This window comes from Cupriavidus sp. UME77, from assembly GCF_014170355.1.
GTDB classification, from domain to species: domain Bacteria; phylum Pseudomonadota; class Gammaproteobacteria; order Burkholderiales; family Burkholderiaceae; genus Cupriavidus; species Cupriavidus basilensis.
This window is the reverse complement of record NZ_LZZU01000018.1, coordinates 436,978-444,938: the sequence shown is the minus strand read 5'-3', so window position 1 is coordinate 444,938 and position 7,961 is coordinate 436,978. Positions and strand designations below refer to the sequence as shown.

Here is a 7,961-nt window from a genome sequence, read left to right as displayed (position 1 = left end):
CCGCAATCGCCCCCGCCGCGCCCCGCCCCCTGATCGGCGTGATCACGGTGGTATTGGCGTTACATCTGCTAACCGCGCCAATCTATTGCGCAGACACCTGCCCCCTAAGATGACCTCATGGCCAGCCGCCCCCGCTGGCCGTCTCAAGGAGTCAGTCATGCGCAACACCCATCGTGCCATCCGCGTCGTCGGCGCGGGCCTCGTCGCCGCCGCGCTGCTGGCCGCAGGACCTGCTTCGGCACGCGACCGCTACCAGGGCGGCTACCACGGCGGCGGCGGTTCGGCCGGCGCGGTAGCGCTGGCCGTTGGCGCTCTGGTCGGACTGGCCGTGATCGGCACTGCCGTGGCCAGCCAGCCGGTTGTTGTGGCCGCGCCGCCCCAGCCCGCATATGGCCCCCCGCCGGGATACTGCTATCGGGACTACGATCGCGCGTACGTGCCATGCGCGCCGCAGCCGGCGCCCTATTACTACCAGCAGGCACCGCAGCCGCAATACCAGGGGTACCAGGGGTATCAAGGGTACTGAGCGCGGCTACCGTCAAGCACCACCCTGTTCCCCCATAGTCACCCTCTGCTGGATCGCCTGCCCGGTGCGTAGCCGGCCGAAGCCATGCTTGATGTCTTCGCGCCCGAGCGTGCCGGTCGGCAAGCGGCCCGCCGGCACCACCAGGACCTCTGGGCACCTTGCCGACGCATCCAATTTTCATTCAATGAAAATCTATAGCCTTTGTTTGACCTTCAAACCGGCTAATGCATAAGATCACCCAAAAAATATTTCATTAAACAAAATGCCGTGGCGCACCCGCGCACACGGCAAACCCACCGGGCACCGCCGCCACGGCAGCGCCTGCGAGGAGACAACGATGCACCGACGTGCCACCCTCCGCCTGGCCGCCATGGCCTGCGCCGCCCTGTGCGCCCAGCTTGCGCTGCCGGCGCGGGCAGCGGACAACTACCCCACCAAACCGCTGCGGCTGGTGGTGCCTTTCACCCCCGGCGGCACCACCGACATCCTCGCGCGCCTGATGGCGCAGAAACTGGGCGAGGCGCTGGGACAAACCGTGGTGGTGGACAACCGGCCCGGCGCCGGCGGCAACATCGGCGCCGAGGCCGTGGCCAAGGCCGCGCCAGACGGCTACACGCTGCTGATGGGCACGCTGGGCACCCAGGTCACCAACCAGTTTCTCTATGCGCGCATGCCGTATGACTCGGCCAAGGACTTCGCGCCGGTGACGCTGGTCGCCAACTCGCCCAACGTGCTGCTGACCAATGCCACGCTGCCGGTCAAATCCGTGGCCGAACTGATCGCGCTGGCCAGGCAGCGGCCGGGCAGCCTCAACTACGCCTCCACCAGTACCGGCGGCTCGCCGCACCTGTCTGGCGAATTGCTCGACAGCATGGCCGGCGTGAAGATGCAGCACGTGCCCTACAAGGGCGCGGCGCCCGCCATGACCGACCTGCTGGCGGGACAGGTCAACCTCATGTTCGACAACCTGCCCTCGGCGCTGGCGCAAATCCAGGCCGGCAAGGTACGCGCGCTGGCGGTAACCAGCCCGCAGCGCTCGCCCATCCTGCCGGATGTGCCCACCGTGGCGGAGTCGGGCCTGCCCGGCTACGTGGTGAACTCGTGGTTCGGCCTGCTGGCCCCGGCCGGCACGCCGCCCGCGCTGGTGGCGCGCCTGCAGCAAACGGTGGCCAAGGTGCTGGCCACGCCCGAGGTCAAGCAGCGCATCGAGCAGCTCGGCGCGGTGCCCGGCGGCGACTCCCCCGCCGCCTTCGCCGCGGTGATCCGCGCCGATACCGAGAAATGGGCGCGCGTGATCAAGAGCGCAGGCATCCAGGCCCAGTAAGCCCAAGACTCCACGCAGAACAACAAACCAAGGATCCCGTCATGGCAACCAAGACCCTGCGCATTGGCTCAGGCTCCGGCTGGTGGGGCGACCGCGTCGAACCCGCGGCCCTGAGCGCGCAGCACGGCAAGCTCGATTTCCTCTGCTTCGAAACCATGGCCGAGGCCACCGTCTGCGCCGCGCAGGTGCGAAAACGCCGCGACCCCGCCTTCGAAGGCTACGACACCTACCTCGACGAGCGCATGCGCGCCGTGCTGCCGCACTGCATCGCCAACGGCACGCGCATCGTCAGTAACCAGGGCTGGATCAATCCGCTCGGCGCGGCGCGGCGCATCGCGCAGCTGTGCGCAGAGCTCGGCCTGCCCGGCGTGAAGATCGCGGCGATCACCACCACCGACCTGACCGGCACCATCTGCGACCAGCAACTGGAGATCCTGGAAACCGGCGCGCCCATCGCCACCCTGCGCGGCTCGCTGATCTCGGCCGAGCCGTATGAGGGCGCGGAGCCGATCGTGCGCGCGCTGCAAGCCGGTGCGCAGATCGTGGTGACGGGCCGCGTGGCCGATCCTTCCCTGTTTCTCGCGCCGATGATGCATGCGTTCGGATGGCAGCCTGAAGATACCGAGCTGCTCGCGCGTGGCAGCGCCATCGGCCATTTGCTGGAATGCGGCGCACAGGTGACGGGTGGCTATTTTGGCGACCCGGGCTACAAGGACGTGCCCGAGCCGTGGAACCTGGCCTTCCCGATTGCCGAGGTGGACGCGAGCGGCACGGCCTTGATTTCCAAGGTGGCAGGCACCGGCGGCCGCATCGACCTGCAGACCGTCAAGGAGCAGATGTTCTACGAGGTGCACGACCCGCGCCGCTACATCACGCCTGACGTGGTGGTGGATTTCACCACGGCGCAACTGGAGCAGGTTGCGCCCGACCAGGTGCGCATGAGCGGCATTAGCGGATCGCCGCGCACGCCCACGCTCAAGGTCTCGCTTGGCTGCACGGAGGGCTTTATCGGCGAGGACATGTTCTTCTACGCCGGCCCCGGCTGCCTGGAAAAAGCGCGGCTGGCCAAGACCATCCTGGCGCACCGGTTCCAGCTGGCGGGGCTGGACGCGCAAGCGCTGCGCATCGACTTCCTCGGCGTCAACGCTATCCACGGCGAGGCCTCCCCGGCGCCGGCCTGCGAGCCCAACGAGATCGCCGTGCGCGTGGCCGCGCGCACCCTCACCCGCGAGCAAGCCGCCAAGGTCGGCCGCGAGATCGACAGCATGGCCGTGTGCGGCCTGGCCTCCACCGGCAAGCGCGTGCCGCACCAGGAGCGCACGCGCGAGATCATCGGGGTGTGGTCGGCCCTGGTGCCGCGCGCGCAGGTCAGCTCCGAGATCCATTTCCTTTGATCCGCTGCGAGGCACATATCATGAAAGTTCTGCTAAGGCGCGTGGCACATACGCGGTCCGGCGACAAGGGCGATATTTCGAACACCTCGGTGATCGCCTACGACGCCGCGTTCTACCCGTATCTCAAGGCGCAGCTCACCGCCCAAGCCTTCAAGAGCCTGTATGGCGGCGTGGTCGCCGGCAAGGTCGAGCGCTTCGAAGCCGATGGCTTGCAGGTGCTCAACTTCGTTGCGCATGGCGCACTGGGCGGCGGCGTATCGCGCAGCCTGGCGCTGGACAACTACGGCAAGGCGCTGGCCAGCGCGATACTGCGGTTCGAGGTGGAGCTGCCGCAGGCCTTGGCCCCGTTGTTGCGCGGGCCGGCGTAGGCGGGCCTCTCCCGCTAGGCTTCTTGAAAAACTTGCGATCCGCAACTATTATGGTTGCGATGCGCAACCAATGGAGCCGCCATGGATATCGTCGAGCCCCTGCCCGAGCCGCGTGAGGCCACGATCGCCGCGCTCAGGGTGTTCTCCAGAAAGCTGGTCCGCGAGCTCGGATTCATGCGGACCACGCTGGCCGATAGCCAGCTTGCGCCCTCCGCGGTGCACGCCATCATCGAGATCGGGCTGGCGCCGGGGCTGCAGGCGCGCGATCTGTCCAGTATCCTGCGGCTGGACAAGTCCAATACAAGCCGGCAGCTCGCCAAGCTTGAATCGTTGGGTCTGGTCGCACGCACGGCCGCGACCGACGATGCGCGCTCGTCCCACCTGAACCTGACCGACGCCGGCAGGCACTTGCACCACCAGATCGATGGCTTTGCCACCGAACAGGTCTCCAGCGCATTGCGGCGGCTGACCCCGGCCGACCAGCAAGCGCTGGTCCGGTCCCTGTCGATCTATGCGGATGCGCTTGCTGCGGACAACGCGCACAAGCCCCCCGGGGACGATGCCGGCATGGGCAGCGGGATCCAGGAAGGCTACCGCCCGGGCTGCATCGGCGATATCGCCAGCCTGCATGCCCGCTTCTATGCGCAACTGGTGGGCTTCGGCAGCTTCTTCGAGAACAAGGTGGCCACCGAACTGGCCGCTTTCGCGACCAGCCTGCCATCGCCGGACAGGCAACTGTGGCTGTGCCTGGAAGGCGGCCGGTCGCTGGCCAGCATCGCCATCGATGGCGAACCGGGCGGGCTCGCCCACCTGCGCTGGTTTATCGTCGACAACGCCTTGCGCGGCACCGGCATTGGACGCCAGTTGCTGGAACGCGCGCTGGATTTCGCGGATGCGCGCTACAGGCAAACCTACCTGTGGACGTTCAAGGGCCTCGACGCGGCGCGCCATCTCTATGAGTCTCACGGGTTTCAACTTGTGCAGGAGGCGCCGGGCGAGCAATGGGGCGCTGCCGTGACAGAGCAGCGCTTTGTGCGCAATGCCGCCAAGGGCTGAGCTCGATGTCCGACCATGGCCGCAGCGATGCTGAGCGGCCGGCTGGCCTGCTAGCCTGCTTACTCGCGGCCGGCCAGCTCCAGCGCAAACACAACGCGCTGCAGCCACTTCGCGGCCTGAACATCCATCTGGCCAAAGTGGCAGCCAAAATGATGGTGCGCCTCGTCGCCGCGCCAGGCCTTTCGATGGCGCACCACCTGCAACGCCAGGTTCAACCCGCCCAGCTCGCCAAGGTCCAGATGGCATTCAGCGATCCAGGTCCCGACCGGCAAGCGCTGCGGGCCGACACTGCGGGAGCGCAAGCCCACGCCGGACACCGACACGTCAGCGACTTCCATCTCCACGAGCTGGCCGTCGCTTAGCAGGATCTGGCAGCGGCACTGTTTATCCTCCTGCGGGCGGACGCGGAAATGCCTGCGGCGCGGGACTTGATAGATCCCGGTCGGGTAAGGGGCGAGAAACGCCGGTCCGCCATCGAAACGGGTGACGGCGGCAGAAGCGATGCGGAACTGGAACGTGATGTCGCCCATCGACGCCGAAGCCGCCATGTCGCTGGCGTTCAGGATTGCCTCCAGCTCCACGCCATTGCGGCACCACGCGAGCACGCAGCTGCCTTTGGATGGATCGATAAACAGAAAGCTCGAAGCCACCCGGCACTGCTGCGCAGGATGAAGATGGAGCCGGATGCGCTTGCGAACCAGATCCTGCAGGATCTCAAGTACCTGGTCCGGATCGCTGATCCGCTCGACATCGCCGTTCGCCGCCAATGGAAACGGCAGGGACGTACCTATGGCTGCCGAGGCCATGGTGGTGGTGCCGGATGGCCCAGGAGCATGGCCGCGCGCGCGCTACGATTCATCGCAACTAACTCATTCAAGACATTGGATATTGGATCGGGCAACGCTGCGCGCATCCAGCTTCGAGGCTGCACTTCCCCGCTTTGCATCATTTGTTCATTCGTTTGCATGCCGACGGCTCTAACGGCATTGCGAGCACGTTCTTTAGGCATCCGCCACGCTCTCGCCCGGGCTAAAGATTGGCAGATTCCTGCCGTTAGGCAACGTTTAGCAGCCATGCTTGCGGCCGCCTTTGCCGGTCAGCCACACCAACCCATGAATAGACTTGATCCCGCTTCGATAAACCCGCCGTCACCGGATGGATTCCAGCACGCGCTTGCGGATGAGATCCACGACATGCTGGATGTCCTGGCTACGCAGGAGCGCTACCTCGACTTGCGCTTGCCTGATGGGCGCACCTTGCGCTCGCGGGTATTGTTTGTGGATGTCGCAGCGCGCCAGTTTACGCTTGAGGGCTGCGAGAACGAATCCGACAACCAGGCGGTACTGGCCAGCGCACAGAGCGAGCTTTCGACTGTGCTCGACGATGTCTCGGTCACGCTTGCCCTGGGCGCCGCGAAGCGCTGCGTGTTCGCCGGCGCTACTGCATTCGCCCTGCCACTCCCGGAAAAGCTGTCCCAGGTGCAGCGGCGGCGCGACTACCGGGCAGAAACGCTGGACTATAACTACACGTTCGAGACCGGCTTGCCTGACGGCACCACGCTCATCCTGGACATTGCCGACTTATCGGCTTCCGGCGTGGGACTGCGCTCGCGCGCGCCGGGGACCGCTACGCTGCCCGTCGGGACGGTGCTCCCCAGAGGCATCCTCAGCTTTGGCACGCTGGCCAGGCTCGAGATCAGCGTGCGCGTCATGCGTTACCAACTGGTGAACACGGCCGATGATGTGGTACACCACTACGGCTGCGAATTCGTCGCATTCGATCAGGCTGCCGTGCTCGCCTGAGCCCCCTCTTCCGGAGCCACTCATGTCCCACCCGCATCGCGTCTTCGGCGCCCTGCTGCTTTCGATGTTTTCGCTGACTGCAACGGCACGCGACTCGCTGTGCACGAAGGACGAGCAAGTTGCGTTCTCCTGCACCGTCAAGGGCAACAAGCTTGTGTCGCTCTGCGCCTCGCCGGACCTGTCCAAGACCAAGGGGTATGTGCAGTACCGATTTGGCAAGAAGGGCGCCGTCGAACTGGCGTACCCGAAACTCACGGATGATCCGCGCAAGCACTTCCGCTGGGGTGTCACGGCCTACTCCGGCGGCGGCACCGATTACTTCAGGTTCTCCAACGGCGGCTACGACTACGTGGTCTATGCCGGCAGCGGCAAGGGCTGGGAGAAGGAGGGGCTGGTGGTGGAGAAAGACCAGAAACGCATCGCCAGCCTGCCTTGCCGTGATGGCGGGCTGGGTCCCGACAACTGGGCGGTGATGTATTCCGCGGGCTTGCCGGAACTGGACCAGGGCAAGCCGGCGGAACAGTTCGACATGCCTTGAGGCGCGCTAGCTCAGAGACGCACCGCAGAGACACGCGATTGCACTAGTCACGAGTCTCGCAGCGCCCGGCGCGCCCACGCACCCGTGATGCGCCGCGCCTCCTCCTTTAGCCGGCGTGCCATCTTTGCCTCGCGAGACAAGATCCGTTCGCTCAGTGCCGCCACGCTCAACGCCCCCAGCGGGCGGCCCTCGTAGTCAAGCAGCGGCACGGCGATGCCACCCATCTTGTCGACCACCCAATCCAGGAACAAGGCATAGCCGCGCGCACGGGCGGCCTCGATCTGCTCGCCGATGACCTCGGCAGTGAGGCGCGGGTAACGCGCGCACTGCACCTTGCCAAGCCGGGTCCGCGCGGTGCGCTCGGCTTCCGGCATCCAGGCCAGCACCGCCAGGCTGCCTGCGCCCACCCCGAGCGGGCGGCGTGTGCCGATCTCGACATAGTTGGCGCGGATCGGGAACGTGCCCAGCTCGATATCCGCCACCACCGATTCGCCCCGGCTGGCCAGCGTCAGCACGGCGGTATCCTCGAACTCCTCCACCAGCCGCTCCAGGCTCGGCCGTGCCAGTGCACGCAGGTCGACCCGGCGCTGGGCCACGTCGGCCAGCTGGAATATCTCCGGGCCGATGCCAAAGCGCCGGCTGGCATCGCGAGTGACAAAGCCTTCAGCCACCAGCAACTCCAGCAGGCGCGACGCGGTGGCCGGGTCCAGCCCGGTGGCCCGCGCCACGTCGGACAGGCGGCGCACTTGCGGGTCGGACAGGGCACGCAGGATCCAGAGGGCGCGTTGCACTGGCGAGGCGCGGGAAGTGCGCTCGGATTCGTGGCTCATGTCCGGTCCTTGCTGGTGGTAGGCGAGGCGCACAGGCAATACGGCAAGGACATTGAGCTCGGGCGGCAACGCTTGGGTGGAACCGGCATTTAAGCCGCACCCGCCGGCCCGGTCAACCAACCC

At 66.4% G+C, this 7,961-nt stretch carries 9 protein-coding genes; 7 read left to right on the top strand and 2 right to left on the bottom strand.

What is annotated here, in order from left to right; translation table 11 throughout:
* Positions 1–157: 157 nt before the first annotated feature.
* The 5 genes from A9975_RS09535 to A9975_RS09515 all read left to right on the top strand — a co-directional run bounded on the left by A9975_RS09535 (position 158) and on the right by A9975_RS09515 (position 4,668).
* The gene (locus A9975_RS09535; RefSeq protein WP_183032441.1) at positions 158–526 is read left to right on the top strand and encodes a mechanosensitive ion channel protein MscS; all 369 of its coding nucleotides are present in this window, start codon (positions 158–160) and stop codon (positions 524–526) included.
* A gap of 337 nt (positions 527–863) precedes the next feature.
* The gene (locus tag A9975_RS09530; protein WP_183032403.1) at positions 864–1,850 is read left to right on the top strand and encodes a tripartite tricarboxylate transporter substrate binding protein; all 987 of its coding nucleotides are present in this window, start codon (positions 864–866) and stop codon (positions 1,848–1,850) included.
* Positions 1,851–1,891: 41 nt separating this feature from the next.
* Entirely contained in the window at positions 1,892–3,244 is a 1,353-nt protein-coding gene (locus A9975_RS09525) for an acyclic terpene utilization AtuA family protein (protein ID WP_183032401.1), read from the top strand.
* Between the two features lie 20 nt (positions 3,245–3,264).
* Positions 3,265–3,612, top strand: coding sequence for a hypothetical protein (locus A9975_RS09520; protein WP_183032399.1), 348 nt, complete (start codon positions 3,265–3,267; stop codon positions 3,610–3,612).
* Positions 3,613–3,693: 81 nt separating this feature from the next.
* On the top strand, positions 3,694–4,668 hold the full coding sequence (locus tag A9975_RS09515) for a helix-turn-helix domain-containing GNAT family N-acetyltransferase (protein WP_183032396.1): 975 nt from the start codon (positions 3,694–3,696) through the stop codon (positions 4,666–4,668).
* Between the two features lie 59 nt (positions 4,669–4,727).
* Here A9975_RS09515 and A9975_RS09510 read toward each other — a convergent pair whose 3' ends face one another.
* Complete coding sequence (locus A9975_RS09510; RefSeq protein WP_183032393.1) at positions 4,728–5,474, bottom strand: flagellar brake protein; 747 nt, start codon at positions 5,472–5,474, stop codon at positions 4,728–4,730.
* A 306-nt stretch (positions 5,475–5,780) separates the two neighbouring features.
* On the opposite strand from A9975_RS09510, the gene A9975_RS09505 reads away from it, so the two are divergent.
* Together A9975_RS09505 and A9975_RS09500 are read left to right on the top strand one after the other, a co-directional pair.
* A complete protein-coding gene (locus tag A9975_RS09505; RefSeq protein ID WP_183032387.1) occupies positions 5,781–6,470 on the top strand; it encodes a flagellar brake protein in 690 nt (229 codons plus the stop codon).
* A gap of 22 nt (positions 6,471–6,492) precedes the next feature.
* A complete protein-coding gene (locus A9975_RS09500) occupies positions 6,493–7,008 on the top strand; it encodes a hypothetical protein (protein WP_174423614.1) in 516 nt (171 codons plus the stop codon).
* 47 nt (positions 7,009–7,055) lie between these two features.
* Here the strand turns inward: A9975_RS09500 and A9975_RS09495 are convergent, their stop codons facing one another.
* The gene (locus A9975_RS09495; protein WP_183032384.1) at positions 7,056–7,838 is read right to left on the bottom strand and encodes an IclR family transcriptional regulator; all 783 of its coding nucleotides are present in this window, start codon (positions 7,836–7,838) and stop codon (positions 7,056–7,058) included.
* Positions 7,839–7,961 lie beyond the last annotated feature (123 nt).

What these genes read in the sequence shown, in the direction of transcription:
- A9975_RS09510 (WP_183032393.1), bottom strand. Translation starts at nt 5,474, where the DNA reads ATGGCCTCGGCAGCCATAGGTACGTCCCTGCCGTTTCCATTGGCGGCG.
- A9975_RS09505 (WP_183032387.1), top strand. Translation starts at nt 5,781, where the DNA reads ATGAATAGACTTGATCCCGCTTCGATAAACCCGCCGTCACCGGATGGA.
- A9975_RS09535 (WP_183032441.1), top strand. Translation starts at nt 158, where the DNA reads ATGCGCAACACCCATCGTGCCATCCGCGTCGTCGGCGCGGGCCTCGTC.
- A9975_RS09530 (WP_183032403.1), top strand. Translation starts at nt 864, where the DNA reads ATGCACCGACGTGCCACCCTCCGCCTGGCCGCCATGGCCTGCGCCGCC.
- A9975_RS09515 (WP_183032396.1), top strand. Translation starts at nt 3,694, where the DNA reads ATGGATATCGTCGAGCCCCTGCCCGAGCCGCGTGAGGCCACGATCGCC.
- A9975_RS09495 (WP_183032384.1), bottom strand. Translation starts at nt 7,838, where the DNA reads ATGAGCCACGAATCCGAGCGCACTTCCCGCGCCTCGCCAGTGCAACGC.
- A9975_RS09520 (WP_183032399.1), top strand. Translation starts at nt 3,265, where the DNA reads ATGAAAGTTCTGCTAAGGCGCGTGGCACATACGCGGTCCGGCGACAAG.
- A9975_RS09525 (WP_183032401.1), top strand. Translation starts at nt 1,892, where the DNA reads ATGGCAACCAAGACCCTGCGCATTGGCTCAGGCTCCGGCTGGTGGGGC.
- A9975_RS09500 (WP_174423614.1), top strand. Translation starts at nt 6,493, where the DNA reads ATGTCCCACCCGCATCGCGTCTTCGGCGCCCTGCTGCTTTCGATGTTT.